Source organism: Streptomyces sp. NPDC103540, assembly GCF_055584445.1.
The window spans coordinates 69,404-84,981 of sequence record NZ_JBVJMA010000016.1 but is presented as its reverse complement, the minus strand read 5'-3'; the positions used below and the strand labels follow the sequence as shown (position 1 = coordinate 84,981).

Sequence of the window (15,578 nt, the reverse complement as noted above, 5' to 3'; positions counted from 1 at the left end):
GCGACGACACCGACGGATTCCGGCCGCCTCGTGCGGATCGATTCACTCGTGGCCGCAGATTCACCCCGGGTGAACGGCACGGACGAGATTCACGTGAGGCGGCTCGCGGAGATCGTCGCGCAATTGCCCCCGGTGCTCGTGCACCGGCCGACGATGCGGGTCGTCGACGGCACGCACCGCATAGAGGCGGCGCGGATGATGGGCCTCGACTCCGTGGAGGTCCGCTTCTTCGACGGCCCCGAGGAGGAGGTGTTCCTGCGCTCGGTCGCGGCGAACATCGCCCACGGGCTTCCGCTGTCGCTGGCCGACCGCAAGGCCGCCGCGCTGCGCGTCCTGGCCTCGCGGCCGCACCTGTCGGACCGGACCGTCGCGGGCCACACCGGCCTCGACGCGAAGACGGTGGCCTCCGTGCGGCGGTGTTCAGCCGTGGGTCTTCCCGCACTGAACGCCCGTACCGGCGCCGACGGCCGCGTGCACCCGCTGGACCGCACGGCCGAACGGCTGCACGCCGCCGAGCTGATGACGAAGGACCCCGACCTGCCGTTACGGGCCGTGGTGCGGGAGACCGGCCTCTCGCTGGGCACCGCCCACGACGTGCGCCGGCGGCTGCGGCTGGGCGAGGACCCGGTCCCCGCCGGCCGCCAGGGCGCCGGCCCCGGCCGGTCCCGTACGCCCCCCTCCGCCGGCTCCCCCGACCCCGCTCCCCCGACCGGCCCCACCCCCCTGCCGCCGCCCGCGGCCGCCGGGGCGCCGAGCCCGCGGCGGCGGGAGGCCGACGAGCGCGACCGTCGGCGCCGGCCCCTGGACACCCTGCGCGGGCTCGCGGGAGACCCCTCCCTGCGGCAGTCGGAGTCGGGCCGGGACTTCATCCGCTGGATGCACACCCACTTCGTCCTGGACGAGGCGTGGCGCAAGCGCGTGGACGCGATACCGCCCCACTGCAACGAGGCGGTCGCGGAAATGGCCCGGCACTGCTCGGAATCCTGGCTGCGTTTCGCCGAGGACCTGACGGCCCGGCGGATTTCCCACCACACCGTCCACTTCCTCGATCTGAGTGCGACTCAGGCAACTCGGCATTGAAACCCATCGACGACGGGGAGACACGGTGACCACGACCACCATCGAGCACGCTGTCCGCCGAGTGATCCACTACATGCACGTCAATCTCAGTCAGGATCTGACGATCGACGACATGGCCCGTACCGCGATGTTCAGCAAATTCCATTTCACGCGCTTCTTCAGAGAGGTCACCGGCACTTCTCCGGGGCGTTTCCTTTCCGCGCTGCGCATTCAGGAGGCGAAAAGGCTCCTCATCCACACGGAATTCAGCGTGGCGGACATCGGGAGCCAGGTCGGATACAGCAGCATCGGCACCTTCAGCTCGCGCTTCAAGGCCTGTGTCGGCCTCTCCCCGAGCGCCTACCGCGAGCGCGGCGGGGTCCTGACGAAGATGCCGCAGCCGGCCGACCGGCAGGCCCCGATCGCCCAGCGCCTGACCCTGCGCGGCCGGGTCGTCGCCGAGCGGCCGGCCGCCGAGGGCCCCGTGTTCGTCGGGCTGTTCCCCAGCCGCGTCCCCCAGGGCCGGCCGGTGCGCTGGGCCGCGCTCAGCCGGCCGGGCGCCTTCGAGCTGCGCGACGTGCCCAACGGCACCTGGCACCTGCTGGTGCACACCCTCCAGTACCCGCACGAGGGCTCCCCGGTCGGGGCGACGGAGCCCGCCGTGCTGTCGGTGGGCCGCTACGGGCCCGTCACCGTCCACCCGGGGGCGCTGCTGCTGCCGGCCGAGGTGGTGCTGCGGCCGGTGGACGTCCTGGACCCGCCGGTGCTGCTGGCGCGGCTGGACGCGCACCTGATGGAGAGCCCGCGCGAGGAGCGGGTGGCGTACTGAGGAACGGCGAAAGGGGCCGGCCGCGGGGAGTCTCCCCGCGGCCGGCCCCTTCCTCGTGCGCGCGCCCGGTCAGGGCGCCGGGTGCACCGTCATCGGCAGTCCACCGCGCATCCGCAGCGACAGCATGGCCTCGGGCGTCGCCGGGTGTCCGGGCAGGCTGCGCAGTTCCAGGTCCCGGGTGAGCAGGGCGGTGACGAACACCGCCTCCATCATCCCGAGGTTGCTGCCGACGCAGAACCGCGGTCCGGCGCCGAAGGGCAGGTAGGCGTAGCGCGGCCGGCCGGCGACCCGCGCCGGTTCGAAGCGGTCGGGGTCGAAGCGCTCGGGGTCCTCCCACAGCGCCGGGTTGCGGTGCAGGATGTACGGGCAGATCAGCACGTCGGCCTTGGCGGAGACGGTGTACCCGCCGACGTCGTCGCGTTTCTGGGCGACGCGCGGCAGCACCCACACCGGGGGGTAGAGGCGCATGGCCTCCTGGACGACGCGGGTGGTGTACGTCAGCCCGTGCAGGTCCTCGGCGCCCGGGGTCCGTTCGCCGAGCACGCGCCGGGCCTCCTCCCGGACCCGTTCGCGCACCTGCGGGTGGCGCTCCAGCAGGCGCAGGGTCCAGCCGAGGGTGGAGGCGGTCGTCTCGTGGCCGGCGAGGAGCAGGGTGACCAGTTCCTCCTGGAGCCGGCGGCGAGCGAGGGCCCGGTCCGGCATGCCGCGGGCGGCGACGATCATCCGGGCGAGGGCGTCGTCGGCGGGCGCTCCCGCGGCGAGCCGCGAGGCCCGGTCGGCGACCAGCAGGTCCACCACCCGATGCAGTTCCCGCCGCCCCCTGCGGAAGCGCAACTGGCCTGGCAGCGGAAGCCACTTGGGCACCATGCCCTGGGTGACCATCTCGAACATGGCCTGGTCCTGGACGTCCTCGAAGGCGTGGGCCACCGAGTCGTGGCCGTCGAGGCCGGTGTCGAGCAGGGTGCGTCCGAGGACGCCCAGGGTCAGGCCGGTGACCTCGTGCAGGACGTCGACGGGGCCGGCGCCCTCGCGGGTGCGCAGTTGCGCGACGAGTTTGGCGGCCTCCTCGGCGACGGCGTCCGCCTGGGCGGTGATGCGGGCCGGTTTGAAGGCGGGCTGCACGTTGCGGCGCTGGGTGCGCCAGATCGCGCCGTCGCTGGTCAGGAGGCCGTCGCCGAGGACCCGGCGGGCCTGCACCAGGCCGATGCCCTTGTGGTAGTTGTCGCTGTTGTCGGCGAGCACGTGCCGGGCGTAGTCGGGCCGGTTGAAGATGTAGAGCTTCTTGGGGCCCATCGACACCCGGACCGCGTCACCGAGGGCCGCCGCGTCCCGCATGAGGCCGAGCCGGTCCACCGCGAGCTTCTTGAGCAGGCCGGGCAGCGCCGTCAGGGGCGGTCCGGGCGGGTTGACGCTCATGCCACCCTGCCTCCTTCTCGTTCTTCGTCGCGGGTGTCGGCCGGGCAGCCGAAGCGGCCCTCGTGGAAGAGCAGGGCGCCGGTGCCGGCGGTGCGGGAGGCGGTCAGCAGCCGGCCGAGGAAGATCGTGTGGTCCCCGGCGTCGTACGCGCGCCACTTCTCGCACTCGAAGTGGGCGCTCGCCCCGGTGATCAGGGGGGCGTCGCAGGCACGGCCGGGCCGGCAGTCGACGGTGTCGAACTGGCCGGCGCCGACGGGCCGGGAGTGGTCGGCGAAGTGCCGGGCGACGGCCTCCTGGCCGTCGCCGAGGATCGAGACGCCGAAGGTCGCCGACCGCTCCAGGCTGCGGTGCATGTCGGCGTCCTTGTCGACGCAGACCAGCAGCAGGGGCGGGTCCAGGGAGACGGAGGTGAAGGAGTTGGCGGTCATCCCTCGGGGGACGTCGCCGCCGACGGTCACGATCGTGACCCCGGTGGCGAACGTCCCGAAGGCACCCCGCAGTTGACGCCGGTCGTCGAGGTCGACGAGCCGGCCGGCCGCGGCGGTCGTCGCCGCGAGCGGGCTCACGTGGTGCTCCCGGCGAGCGGCGCGACCAGCCGTCGCGCGCCCGCTTCGGCGCACGGCGCCCCGTCCGGCTCCCCGGGCGGGGCCTCGGAGGCGGTCTCGGCCGCGGCCTCGGCGGGGTCCTGGGCCGGCCGGCGGCAGTGCTCCAGGGCCCGTGCGAGCGAGGCGGGGATGAGGGTGGGCACGGCCTCGCCGGGGCGTCCGCTCATGCACGCGATCCGCTGCCTGCCGCGCGCCGTCAGCGTCGAGGTGCCGTCCCCGTCCGTCCTGATGTGGTCGAAGGCGAGTTCGAGGCCGGTGTGGCCGACCTCGGCCCAGGCGAGCCGGATCCGGATCTCGTCCCGGGCGGCGACGGGGGCGAGGAGCTCGCACTCCACCTGCTGGGTGAACAGGCGCGGCCCGTCGGGTTCCTCGCCGAGGACGTCGGGGGCGCGCTCGCGCAGGAACAGTTCCTGGCAGCGGGCCTGCCAGCGGGTGAAGGTGACGTGGTCGACCCGCCCGCACAGGTCGGTCTCCGCGAAGGCCACCGTGTGCCGGTACTCGAAGCGGGCGTCGTCCGGCGCGTCGTGCCCGGTGTCGGTCATGACCGGTCGCCTCCTGTCGTCGGGGCGCCGCCGGTCAGGACGGCGAACACGCCGGAGCTCAGGGCCCCCACGCGTACGCCGACGGCGGCGGGCGCGGTGTCCGTGCCCGACAGGGCCGCGGCGGGCGCGGGCGGGCCGGCGGTGCGCCGGACGGGCCGGCGGACCGTGGTGGTGAAGGTGGCGATGCGCGCGGCCCCGGAGGTGAACACGACCCAGTGGGGCTTGGTCGCGGGGGCCAGGGTGAGCGGGGCGTCCGAGGCCGCGCCCGCCTTGCGCAGGCACTCGACGGCGCTCCACACGCGGGTGGCGGCGGTGTCGGCGCTCTCGCCGGTCTCCTTGGCGACGAGGTCGGCGAGCGGGGCGTGGGCGCCGAGCAGGCCCTGCCATTCCTCGCGGGTGCGTCCGGTCACCGCTTCGACGTCGCAGGCCACGGAGGTGTCGGAGCCTTCGGCGGCGGCGACGCCGAGGGTGAGGCCGAGGCCGTGCGCGGCGGAGATCGACCGGCCGTCGGCGAGTTCGGGTCGGCCGTCGGGCCGGTGGAGGACGTCCACGGGCGCGGCGACGGCGCGGCGGATGGCGGCGGTGGTGCCCGCGCGGCGTTCGGCGGGCTGCCCGTCGGGGGTGGTCGCGTCGGGTTCGACGGCTACGGAGATCCGTGCGGAGAGCACTTCCTCTAGGGCCCTTTCCAGGTAGGAGCCGAGCAGGGGGGCCACCCACGGTCCCTGGCCGTCCGTCTTGCGCACGGCGTGGAGGGTGAGGCCTTCCCAGCGTTCGACGACGGTTCCGTCGGGGGTGCGTACGGCGATGTCGTAGACGTAGGTGTCGCCGTCGCGGGAGCGTTCGGTGGCGCAGTAGCGCAGTTCCGCCGGGACCTCGGTGCCGGCGCCGAGCAGGTGGAGCCGGTCGATGCCCGAGGGGAGCAGCGTGGCGTCGGGGACGCACACCTGGTTGCCGTGCATGAGGGCGTCGCGCATGCCCGGGTCGGCCAGCAGCAGCCGGCCGGGCAGGAACCCGGCGAACCAGTTGCCGCGGGGGTCGACGGCGACGTCGGCGTCGACGTGGCGGGCGGCGGCGCGGTGGAAGCGGCGCAGCCGCTGGAAGCGGGGGCCCTGGAAGAGGACTCCGCCGTACAGGTCGGCGGCGGGGTCGAGGGGGGCCTGCGGCACGCCCTCGGCGACCTGGTCGGGAGCGCCGTCGGGGGCGGTGGCGCCCGAGTAGAGGAGGCGGGCGCGGAAGTGTTCGGCGGTGAAGCCGGTCTCCTCCGCGTGGATGGCGACGTCGACGGTGTCGGCGGCGGTGACGGTCGCGGCGACGCGGATCCGGTTGGCGCCGTTGGGCGGGACGAGGATGGGCCGCAGGAAGCGGGCGTTCTCGATGACGGGGACGTCCTCGCGGCCGATGGCGGCGCCGGCCACCTGGACCATGGCCTCCATGCCGAGGACGGCGGGCAGGAGCAGGTTGCCGTCGAGGTGGTGGTCGGCGAGGTAGAGGTCGGTGCCGGAGTTGAGTTCGACCTCGGTGACGAGTTCCACGCCGTGGTAGCGCACCAGCGGGGTGCCGGTGAAGCGCAGCAGCGGCAGCGGTGGCAGTTCGCGGCGTACGGTCTCGATGCCCTCGGTGCGTCCGCTGATGACGCTGACGACGGGGGCGTCGGGGTCGGTGACCAGGCGCAGCAGGATCTCGATGCCCTGGTCGGGGGTGACGGGGGTGATGCCGTCGCGGGTCAGGGACTCGACGACGGCCAGCTTCTCGCCCATGCCGACGCCGGACCACACGGACCACTCCAGGCACAGGGTCCGGCAGTGGGGCAGGTCCCGGGCGAGCTGTTCGGTGGCGGCGGCCAGCCATTCGTTGGCGGTGGCGTAGTGGGCCTCGCCGCGCAGGCCGGCCCGGCCGATGATGCTGCCGAGGGTGACGATCAGCTTGAGCGCGCCCTGGTCGACGGCGCCGAGCACGTGGTGCAGTCCGTCGACCTTCGGGGCGAAGGTGCGCCGGAAGTCCTCGGGGGTCAGGGCGGTGACGGGGGCGGGTTCGTTGCGTCCGGCGCCGTGCAGGACGGCGGTGACGGGGCCGAGTTCGCCGGTGAGCTCGGCCACGGCCGCGGCGACCCGCGCGGGGTCGGTGACGTCGGCGCGGGCGTAGGCGACGGTGATCCCGCCGTCGCGCATGCGGCGCAGGTTGGCGGCGACGTCCTGGTCCTCGGCGGGGTCGGAGCGGCCGAGCAGGGCCAGGCGGGCTCCGGTCTCCTTGGCGAGGGCGAGGGCGCACTCGGCGGTGATGCCCTTGGCGCCGCCGGTGACGAGGAGCACGTCGTCGGAGTCCAGGACCCGTTCGACGCGGGTGCCCGTGTGGGGCAGCACGCTCAGGGTCGGGACGCGGCGGGTGCCGTCGGCGTCGTAGTGGACCTCGGTGAAGGAGGCGGTGGCGGCGACCTCGGCGAGGACGCGGGCGACGCTCTCCCCGTCGGCGGGCGTGTGGACGACGGTGGTCCGCAGGTGCGGGGCCTCCAGGTGCAGGCTCTTGGCGAGGCCCGCGGCGCCGGCGCCGTCCTGGACGAGGACGAAGCGGCGCGAGCGGTCCCCGGCGAGCGCGGACTTGGCCGCGGTCAGGGCCTGTTCGAGGGCTTCGGCCGGGCAGGGGGACGGCAGCCAGACCAGGACGCCGGCCCCGGTCCCGGAGCCCTCCAGTTCCCGCCGGAGCGTCTGCGCGTACGGGTGTCCCTGCGGGGCGTACAGCTCCCAGGCGCCGTCGTTCCGGTCGGGCGGGGGCGTCTGCGCGGGCAGCGGTACGGGTTCCAGGGCGACGGCGAAGGGCCGGGCCCAGGGGGCGGCTCCGGTGACGAGGGCGGTGGGGCCGGCGGCCCCGGAGCCGGCGGTGTCGGCGAGGGTCTCCAGGGCCTCGGCGAGTTGGACGAGGGTGGCGGTGGCGAAGTTGGTGGGGACGTGGGCGGCGGCGATGCCGAGCCGGCCGGCGGCCTGGTTGACGAGCTGGCCGACGGTGATGGAGCTCATGTGGAGTTCGTCGATGAGGCTGATGTCGTCCCCGACGAGCTCGGGCGGCAGTTCGGCGCGTTCGGCGACCAGGGCGCGCAGGACTTCGAGGGCCGATCCGCCGCCGGCCGCCCCTTCCCCGCCGGTGGCGGCCCGGTCGGGGCTCGCGGTGTCCGCGTCGTCCTCGGTCGGGGCGCCCGCGCGGGCGCGGCCGGCGGGCAGGGTGATCTCGGGGGCCTGTTCGCAGGGGCTCGACAGGAAGTCGAACGTGGCGCCGATCTCCAGCGGCCGGGTGAGCCGGTCGTTGAAGAGGCGTTCGTGGATCAGCGGGACGCCGGCGACGTAGGCGGCGCCCACGACCTGGAGCAGCGGCTTCAGGGACTCGGCGTCGGTGTCGAGGGCGAGGGCGGGTACGTCCACGCCGGCGGCGGTGAGCGCGCTCAGCACCCGGCCGGGGCCGACCTCGACGAACAGGTCGACGTCGGCGGCGGCGGCCTTGACGGCCTGGGCGAACAGCACGGGGTCGGTGATCTGCCGGTGGAGCAGCTTGGGCAGGTCGCTGTCGGCGAGGAGGTCCTCTCCGGTGACGGTGGAGATGATCCGCCGGTCGACGGGGCCGAAGGGCACGCCGGTGAGCCAGTCCCCGAAGGCGTCGGCCGCCGGGGCGACCAGCGGCGAGTGGAAGGCGTGCGAGACGGCGAGGCGGGTGCAGGTGACGCCGGCCGCCTCGGCGCGCCCGGCGACGGCCTCGATGGCGTCGACGGGACCGGCGAGGACGGTCTGGCCGGGGCTGTTGAAGCCGGCGACGACGACGGGCAGCCCCTCGGCGAGGGAGGTGGCGGTGTCGGGGGCGGCGGCGAGCGAGGCCATGGTGCCGGAGGCGCTGTGCTCGGCCATGGTGCGGCCGCGGACCCGGGCCACCTCCAGCAGGGTGGGGGCGTCGAGGGCGCCCGCCCAGTGCAGGGCGGAGAGTTCGCCGAGGCTGTGTCCGACGGCGACGTCGGCCTCGATGCCGAGGGAGTCGAGGACGCGCAGGCCGGCCGTGGAGCCGGTGACGATGCGCGGCTGGGCGACGCCGGTGGCGACCATGTCGCCGTCGGTCGGCAGCGCCGCCCGGTCGTAGACCTCGGCGGCCTCGGTGAAGCGGCGGCGCAGGGCGCCCCCGCCGGTGCCGCGACCGGAGCCCTGTCCGGGGAAGAGGAACCCGACGCGCGGGGCTTCGGTGGTCCGGCCGAGGAAGGCGCGGCCGTCGCCCGCGGGCAGGCCGGTCGCCCCCTCGTCGAGGGCCTCGGCGATGCGGGCGAGGCGCAGTTCGGCGTCCTCGGGCGAGGTGACGACCACGGCCGCGCGGTGGGGCAGTTCGCGCAGTTCGCGCTGGAGGGTGGCGGCGAGGTCGGCGAGCTGGGCGTAGGACAGGCCCGCGGCGAACGCGCCGACCTCCGCGACGCGGGCGCGCAGCGCCTCGGGGGATTCGCCGTCCAGCAGGAGCAGTTCGGCGTCCTGGAGGGAGCTCGCGAGGACGGTGGAGCGGCGGCTGGGGGCGGTGCGCCGTCGGGGCGGGGTCTTGTCGAGGACGACGTGGGTGTTGATGCCGCCGAAGCCCATGGCGGTGACGGCGGCGCGCAGCGGCGCCCCTTCGGGCCAGGCCTCGGCCTTGCGCAGGACGCGCAGGGTGGCGTCGTCGCCGGTGAGGAGGTCGTGGGGGTCGACGCAGCCGATGGCGGGCGGCAGGACGCCGGCGTCGACGGCCATGGCGGCCTTGATGAGTCCGGCGATGCCGGCGGCGGCCTTGGCGTGGCCGATCATGCCCTTGATGGAGCTGATGGCGGCGCGCGGGGCGGTGGGGTCGGCGTCGGCGCGGGCGCCGGTGATGGCCCGCAGTTCGGTGGCGTCGCCGACGGCGGTTCCGGTGCCGTGGCCCTCGAAGAGGGGGACGGTCTCGACGCCGAAGCCGGCGCGCTCGTAGGCCCGGCTCATGGCGAGCCGGTAGCCGCTGACCTCGGGGCGGGTGATGCCGCCCTGGCCGTCGGAGGCGATGCCCCAGCCGGCGACGGTGGCGTAGATCCGGCGGCCCTGGGCGAGGGCGTCCTCCTCGCGCATCAGGACGACCATGCCGCAGCCCTCGCCCGGCCAGAAGCCGTTGGAGCCGCGGTCGTAGAGCCGCATCTCCTTGCGGGCCAGGGCGCCGGTCTTGGCGAACCCGATGATCTCGAAGGGGTCGATGGACAGGTCGACGCCGCCGGCGACGACGACGTCGAGGTCTCCGCCGACGAGGGACCCGGCGGCGGTGGTGACCGACAGGAGCGAGGAGGAGCAGGCGCCGTCGACGGTGTAGCCGCCGCCGTTGAGGTCGAAGTGGTTGCAGATGCGGCCGGCGATGGTGTTGGAGAGGCCGCCGGCGAGGGTGTCCTCGTCGATGGCGGGGAAGGGCCGCTTGTAGGCGTCCTCGACCCCGTCGAGGAAGTCGGCGAGGCGCTCGTCCTGCCAGTCCTGGTCCTTGAGGGCGGCGGCGAGCACGCGCCGTACGTAGGGCCAGCGCAGCCGCATCACGTTGGCGCGGGAGAACTCGCCGGTGAGGGTGTTGCCGACGACGACGCCGGTGCGCGGCCGGGGCAGGCCCTCGCCGGCCGGGAAGCCGGCGTCGGCGAGGGCGGAGGTGGCGGTGTCCAGGGCGAGCCAGTGCGTGAGGTCGGTGGAGCGGTAGGTGCTTCCGGCGATGCGGTGGGCGACGCGGTCGAAGGAGTAGCCGTCGATGACGGCGGCGTTGCGGGCGTAGAAGCGGTCGGGGACGGTGGGGTCGGGGTCGTAGTAGTCGTCGAGGTTCATGCGGACGGCGGGCAGCCGGCGGAAGGCCCGGCGTCCGGCGATCGCGTTCTCCCACAGTTCCCGGTGGTTGGTGGCATCGGGGTAGCGGGCCGCCATGCCGACGATGGCGATCCTGGTCATACGGTGACCTCCTTCTTCTCCCTGGCCGCCCGCATGGAGGCGCACTTGCCGTGCTGGCAGGTCCCCGCCGTGCAGGCGTCCACGGGGGCCGGGGCGGCCACGGCGGCGCCGGCGGCGGGTGCGGGGGCCGCGGCCAGGGCCGGGGCGGGGTTCGGGGCCGAGCTGAGGGCGGACGCCGGGGCCGGGGCGGCGGTGGGCAGGACGGTCAGGCCGACGGCGGGGGCCGTCGGGGCCTGCTTGGCCTGCGCGGCGCGCTGCTTGTCCAGGTAGTGCAGCAGCCACAGGTAGCCGCCGCGGATCAGGCAGACCAGGGCGGTGGCGAAGAAGATGCCGTAGGCGATGCCGAGGCCGGTCAGCAGCCCGTACATGGCGGCGACGCCGGCGCCGAAGGCGATCTGGGAGGAGCGCTTCGACGGGGAGGTGCCGGGGTCGGTGATCATGTAGTTGGTGAACAGCACGAAGGCGGTGCCGGTCATCATGCCGAGCGCCGAGGGGATCGAGGTGTCCAGCAGCAGGCCGCGGACGACGGCCTGGAGCGCGAAGCCGCCGACCCAGGCCATGATGAGCCACATGCGGTTGGTCAGCTTGGCGTTGAGCAGGGTGCCGAGGGTGATGATGATCGCGGGCAGGACCCAGTCGGCCGGACCGTAGAGGTACTCGGTGAAGTGGTACGGCGGCGCGATGCTGGCCCAGGGGAACAGCAGCAGGATGATCGTGATGCCGAAGTTCGACGGGTTCATGTAGTGCCGCATGCGTCCCTTGAGGGGGGAGCGCAGGACCCACTTGGTGGCCACGGCGACGACGACCCCGAAGACCAGCACCCAGATGCGGTCGTTGACGTAGGTCAGCATGTTCACGGCGAGGGAGGTGATGTGGGCCGGGAGGAGGAATTCGACGAGGCCCTTCTTGCCGCCGCCCGCGTAGCGCGGGGCGCGGCCCTCGGCGCGGGCGCCGATCGCCTCCAGGACGATCTCGGTGGTGTAGCCGGTGGCGAGGGCGATGAACGGCCACAGCCAGGCCTGTTCGAAGCCGAGGACCGTGTACCCGAGGATGTTGAGGACGGAGATGGAGATGGCGAACCGGCGGAGCGCGGTGATCGTCTTCAGGTCGTGGCGCGGGGGCGTCTGTGGTTGCGTGGTGGACACGGTCATTTCTCCTTGGCCTCGGCGCCGAGCTGGATCGAGTGCCAGCCGGGGGTCAGCTGAAGATCCTGTTTGCGTACCTGACCGGTGCGGTCGCGCCAGGTGAGGTGGACCGTGTGGGGGCCGGTGGCGTTGCCGAGGCCGAGCTGCACCTCGTGGCTGCGCTTGCCGGAGTGGCCGCTGCCGCCGTCGACCCGTCCGATGAGGGTCTTGCCGCCCGGTCCCTTGGCGCTGACCTGCGCCCCGATGGCGGGCGAGCCGTTCTCGTCGGTGAGGCGCAGGCCGAGGAAGGCGTTGCCGGCGTCGCTCATGTTGCAGTAGAAGACGGGGGCGTCCCACTGGCGGGCGACGACGAGGTCGAGGCGGCCGTCGCCGTCGGCGTCGCCGGTGGCCATGCCGCGGGTCGGGACGGGGACGGCCAGGCCGAGCGGCTTGGACAGGTTGCTGTAGGAGCCGTCCTTGTTCTTGGCGAAGAAGCGCAGGAACTGGTCGCCGGCGAGGTCGTCGCCCTCTTCGACGTTGGGCCAGAAGTAGGGGTGCTTGACGAGCGAGTCGTTGGCGGTGGCCAGCTCCTGGAGCTGGGGCCAGCGGTTGCGCTTGCCCTTGACGAAGCCGGTGGCCTGGGTGATCTCCTGCGTGCCGTCGTTGTCGAAGTCGCCGGTCTTCACGTCCCAGCCCCAGCCGGACCAGGCGAGCTGGAGGGGTGCGCTGCGGTCCACGAAGGGGGCTTCGCCGGAGGTGAGGCGGGTCTTCAGGTCGGCCTTGTCTCGGGCGGTGTTGATGAAGGCGAAGTTGGATTCCTGGATGCCGAAGGAGGTGGTGATGTTGGAGACGAAGGCGTCGTAGAGGCCGTCGCCGTCGAGGTCGGCGAAGTCGACGCCCATGCCCTTGAAGGAGCTGCGGCCCAGTTCCTTGGACTTGGGGGTCATGGCGGTGTGGGTGGCCTTGACCTGCGCGAACTCGATCTTTCCGGGGCGGGACTTGTTGTAGAGCAGGGCGGAGGTGCCGAAGTCGTGCGCCAGGTACATCTCGGGCTTGAGGTCGCCGTCGAGGTCGGTGGCGGAGACGCCCAGGGTCCAGCCCTTGGAGATGCCCTCGGGCAGGACTCCGGGCTCCTCCTCGAAGCCGTTCGGGGTCCAGCGGAAGAAGTGGCCGCCGCCGCCGTTCTGGGCGTGCGACAGGGAGTCGTTCATGGTGACGCCGCCGTCGACGGTGTCGTCGAGGACCGGGCTGTCGGGGAAGTAGTTCCCGATGTAGATGTCCTGGTGGCCGTCGCCGTCGAAGTCCGCGACGGTCGCGGCGTTGGAGTTCCACAGCGGGCCGTTGTAGACGGATCCGCCGGTGCCGGGCACCAGCTCGACGGGGACGAAGCAGTCGGGGCCCAGCGGCGCCTTCTTCTCCCGGCCCTCCTTCTTGGCCTGGTAGATGACGGGCGTGCGGCCCCAGTAGTAGACGAGGACGTCGAGCGCGCCGTCCTCGTTGAAGTCTCCGGGCACGCAGCCGATCGGCGCGGTGATGTCGTTCTTGGGCAGCGGCGCCGGGTCGAGCACGAATGGCTTGTACGTCTCGCTCTTGCGGCCGGGGACCGGCGCCGGGGTGATCACGACCTGGTCGATGCGGGGGTCGGTGATGCACAGGTCGTTGGCCAGTCCGTCGGCGTCGATGTCGTTCATGGCGACACCGGCGCCGACGGAGGATATCCAGCCCTCGATGTGCTTGTAGGCCTTGTTCACCTTGCGGACCGTCTGCTGCTTGTATCCGGCGGGCATGGCGATCGACATCGGCACGAACTTGTAATTCTCGGCGAGTTTCGCGTCGTCGGCAATTGCCTGGGACGCGGGTTTCACCGCGTAGAACAGACTCACCATCAGGGTGAGTGCGACGATTCCCGGAGCCTGCCGGCGAATCCAGGAAATGGGGTGCGTCATGCGCTGGCCCCCTTCTGGAAGATGAGGGGCGAGGTGATCTTCTCGGCGATCTGCTGCCGCCAGGTCTCGAACGCGGGCACCTCACCGCCGTCGCAGTGCGTGGGGCGCAGCTCCAGGCAGACCCGGGCGGCCTCCTCGGGGGTGCGTCCGCCGCACAGCACGCGGGCCGCCATGACGGTGTGGTCGATGACGGTGCCGGCCTTGACGCGGGCCTCGGAGGCGAACGCGGACCCCTGCGCGAGGTTCGGCAGGTGGGCGCCGGCGAGCTCGCCGAAGCGGCGCAGCTCGTCCTCGTCGGCGCTGCCCGCGTAGGTGCAGGCCAGGCCGGAGCCGGCGTACAGGTCGCCGTGGCGGTGCTCGGGGTAGGCGGCGATGAGGCCGGCGACCACCTCGGGGTCGGTGCCCCCGACGAACCACAGGGCGCGGCCGATGCCCTGGTCGAGGACCCGGGCGCTGTAGGCGTCGGAGCCGCCCTTCCAGCTGAAGGGGTGGTCGGCGAGCGGGTCGCGGACGTAGCCGTCGGTGTGGAAGTAGGCCTGGTGGAAGCCGTAGCCGTCCAGGATGAGCCAGCGCAGGACGGGGTCGTAGCGGTCGACGTCGGGCCACAGGAAGCGGGGCAGGCGGGCCATGGCCCAGCCGATCCCGACGTAGATCATGTAGTCGTGGCGGCTGCCCTCCCCGGCGAGGAGGCCGTCGAGCCGCTTGGTGCCGCCGGTGAGGGAGTCGAGCATGACGGCGCCCATGCCGGCGCCCTCGTAGGCGAACCCCCGGTAGGCGAGGGGGACGGTCTCCAACCACTCCTCGGCCTGGGCCGCGGACCGGGCCTCGACCGCGTACGCGTACCCCTGGAGGAAGGTCGCGCCGACGGTTTCCAGCTGGTGTTTGGCCGCAGCGTTCTTCACATGGAATCCGCGCGTTTCCAGCTGCGTTTCCCGGACATTGGGCGTGAGGACTCGGCGCCTCAGCGCACGCAAGGTGGACACGTTGTAACCGCCCCTCGTGATTTTTCCTCTGGAATTCCTTACTCGTTACGAATCTGCCAAGTACCCGGCCGAGCGGTCCACTTCAGGAATGCTCATACAGAATTGACGAGGACCTTTTCGCGGACGGCGCGGCGCCAGTGCTCGTACGTGGGCACCTCGCCCGCGGCGCTCGGTTCGGGTGCGCTGTCGTCGGCGAGGGCGGCGGCGGCCTCGACGGTGAGGCCGGCGAGGGCGTGCACGGCGGTGCGGGTGTGCTCGGGGACGGTGCGCGAGAAGTGGCGGGCCTTGGCGGCGAAGACGGAGCCCTGGGCGACGTGGTCGCGCAGCTCGCCGGCGGCGGCGCTCAGGGCGGCGAGGTCCTCGGCGGTGGAGCAGCCGGCGAAGGTGGCGGCGAGGCCGACGCCGGCCCACAGGTCGGCCTGCCGGCCGGTCGCGAAGCGGCGTACGGCGGCGGCGACCTGCTCGACGCGGGCACCGTTCACGAACCACAGGGCGCGCCCGATGCCCTGGTCGACGGCCCGCTGGAAGTAGTCGGGGTGGCCGTCCCACGGGTGGGGGGTGTCGAGGCGCTGCTCGTCGATCCACCGGCGGGTGTCGAAGTAGGCCTTGTCGAAGCCGTAGCCGTCGACGGCGAGCCAGGTCATGGGCGGGTAGAACTCCTCGCCCTCCAGCTCGGGCACGACCTTCTTCCACAGCGGGCGGGGCAGCTTGGACATGGCGAAGCCGATGCCGATGTAGTTGAGGAAGATGTGGGGCCTGCCGCCGCCCTGGAGCAGGTCGGCGGTGCGCCGGCCGCGGCCCGGGCCCATCGTGTCGCGGATGACGCAGGCCATGGTGGCGCCCTCGTAGGCGAAGCCGCGCAGCTCGGCGTCGACCAGGGACAGCCGGCGTTCGGTCTCCCACAGGTCGCGGGCCTCGATGCCCCACTCGAAGCCGTTGACGACGGCCTGCGGGATGCTCTCCAGCTGCCGGGTGGCCGCGGTCTCGGTGACGGGGAAGCCCCGGCCGGAGAAGCTGACGTCCCTCAGGGACGGGGCCATCAGCAGCTTGCGCAGTGATCCCATTGCCGTTGCCACGCGGTGCCTCCTTCGCGCAGCCACCCGGGGTGGTGGCGGAGGGCCCCATGGTGGGCGCGCCC

The 15,578-nt window shown here is 73.3% G+C and carries 10 protein-coding genes; 2 read left to right on the top strand and 8 right to left on the bottom strand.

Annotated features, from left to right (window positions below):
- Positions 1-69 precede the first annotated feature (69 nt).
- Positions 70-1,080, top strand: a complete 1,011-nt coding sequence (locus ACZ6ZI_RS31870) for a ParB/RepB/Spo0J family partition protein (RefSeq protein WP_469526659.1) — start codon at positions 70-72, stop codon at positions 1,078-1,080.
- Positions 1,081-1,105: 25 nt separating this feature from the next.
- A complete protein-coding gene (locus ACZ6ZI_RS31865) occupies positions 1,106-1,888 on the top strand; it encodes an AraC family transcriptional regulator (protein WP_363056399.1) in 783 nt (260 codons plus the stop codon).
- Positions 1,889-1,957: 69 nt separating this feature from the next.
- Here ACZ6ZI_RS31865 and ACZ6ZI_RS31860 read toward each other — a convergent pair whose 3' ends face one another.
- The 8 genes from ACZ6ZI_RS31860 to ACZ6ZI_RS31825 all read right to left on the bottom strand — a co-directional run bounded on the left by ACZ6ZI_RS31860 (position 1,958) and on the right by ACZ6ZI_RS31825 (position 15,516).
- Entirely contained in the window at positions 1,958-3,304 is a 1,347-nt protein-coding gene (locus ACZ6ZI_RS31860; RefSeq protein WP_469526657.1) for a cytochrome P450, read from the bottom strand.
- Complete coding sequence (locus ACZ6ZI_RS31855; protein WP_469526656.1) at positions 3,301-3,870, bottom strand: flavin reductase family protein; 570 nt, start codon at positions 3,868-3,870, stop codon at positions 3,301-3,303. Before ACZ6ZI_RS31855 ends, ACZ6ZI_RS31860 begins: the two co-directional genes overlap by 4 nt.
- Positions 3,867-4,451 carry an acyl-CoA thioesterase gene (locus tag ACZ6ZI_RS31850; protein ID WP_469526654.1) on the bottom strand — a complete coding sequence of 195 codons (585 nt, stop codon included), beginning with the start codon at positions 4,449-4,451 and terminating at the stop codon, positions 3,867-3,869. The genes ACZ6ZI_RS31855 and ACZ6ZI_RS31850 overlap by 4 nt, the downstream gene beginning before the upstream one ends.
- Entirely contained in the window at positions 4,448-10,387 is a 5,940-nt protein-coding gene (locus tag ACZ6ZI_RS31845; RefSeq protein WP_469526652.1) for a type I polyketide synthase, read from the bottom strand. Before ACZ6ZI_RS31845 ends, ACZ6ZI_RS31850 begins: the two co-directional genes overlap by 4 nt.
- On the bottom strand, positions 10,384-11,538 hold the full coding sequence (locus ACZ6ZI_RS31840) for an enediyne biosynthesis protein (protein WP_469526650.1): 1,155 nt from the start codon (positions 11,536-11,538) through the stop codon (positions 10,384-10,386). Before ACZ6ZI_RS31840 ends, ACZ6ZI_RS31845 begins: the two co-directional genes overlap by 4 nt.
- A complete protein-coding gene (locus ACZ6ZI_RS31835) occupies positions 11,535-13,457 on the bottom strand; it encodes a CRTAC1 family protein (RefSeq protein ID WP_469526648.1) in 1,923 nt (640 codons plus the stop codon). Before ACZ6ZI_RS31835 ends, ACZ6ZI_RS31840 begins: the two co-directional genes overlap by 4 nt.
- The gene (locus ACZ6ZI_RS31830) at positions 13,454-14,440 is read right to left on the bottom strand and encodes a DUF1702 family protein (protein ID WP_363056413.1); all 987 of its coding nucleotides are present in this window, start codon (positions 14,438-14,440) and stop codon (positions 13,454-13,456) included. The genes ACZ6ZI_RS31835 and ACZ6ZI_RS31830 overlap by 4 nt, the downstream gene beginning before the upstream one ends.
- 92 nt (positions 14,441-14,532) lie before the next feature.
- Complete coding sequence (locus tag ACZ6ZI_RS31825) at positions 14,533-15,516, bottom strand: DUF1702 family protein (RefSeq protein WP_469526646.1); 984 nt, start codon at positions 15,514-15,516, stop codon at positions 14,533-14,535.
- Between the last annotated feature and the right edge of the window lie 62 nt (positions 15,517-15,578).